This window comes from Streptomyces torulosus, assembly GCF_001419765.1.
Taxonomy (GTDB): Bacteria; Actinomycetota; Actinomycetes; order Streptomycetales; family Streptomycetaceae; genus Streptomyces; species Streptomyces torulosus.
Map to the genome: position 1 here is coordinate 707 of NZ_LIRK01000923.1, position 805 is coordinate 1,511.

Genomic DNA, 805 nt, shown 5'->3' on the forward strand with positions numbered 1-805 from the left:
CACCCGCAGACCCGCGAAGGCGTACGTGATCAGATCGCGGTCGAGCTGCTGGTCCCGGACGGAGAACGCGGCCTCGTCCAGGATCTGGGCTATGTCCTTGTCGTTGACGGCGACGTCCGCGGGGTCGCCCTCGTACATCTCGTCCGTGGTGCCCAGCAGCAGCATGTCCTCCCAGGGCAGGGCGAACGTGATGCGGTACTTGTCGATCGGGGTGGCGAGCGCGGCCTTCCAGGGGGAGGTCCGCTTCAGGACCAGGTGCGCGCCCTTGGACAGCCGGATCGAGGGGGCCGCGTTCGGGTCCTCCATACGGCGCAGGTGGTCGACCCACGGGCCGGTCGCGTTCAGCACCAGGCGGGCGCTCACGCCGAACTCGTCGCCGGAGAGCCGGTCGCGCAGCTCGGCGCCGGTCACCCGGCCCTTGGTGAAGCGCAGCCCGGTGACCTCGGCGTGGTTCAGGACCACCGCACCGGACTCGACGGCCGCGCGGACCGTCATCAGCGCCATCCGGGAGTCGTTCATCTGGCCGTCGCCGTACACGGCCACGGCCTTCAGGTTCTCGGTGCGCAGCTCGGGCACGTCCTGCGCGGCCTTCGCCGGCGACAGCAGATGCCCGACGCCGTCACCGAACGCCGACAGCGCGGAGTAGGCGAAGACGCCCGCCCCGAGCTTCGCCGCGCCGTGCGGCCCGCCCTTGTACACGGGGAGGTAGAACGTGAGCGGGTTCGCCAGGTGGGGGGCCACCTGGCGGGAGACCGCACGGCGCTCGAAGTGGTTCTCCGCCACCAGCTTCACCGCGCCGGTCTGC

Annotated in this window: 1 protein-coding gene; it reads right to left on the bottom strand. The window is 71.3% G+C overall.

What is annotated here, in order from left to right:
* Positions 1-805, bottom strand: an 805-nt coding sequence (locus AOK23_RS51220; protein ID WP_240496837.1) for an FAD-dependent oxidoreductase, incomplete at both ends; no start/stop codon positions are given.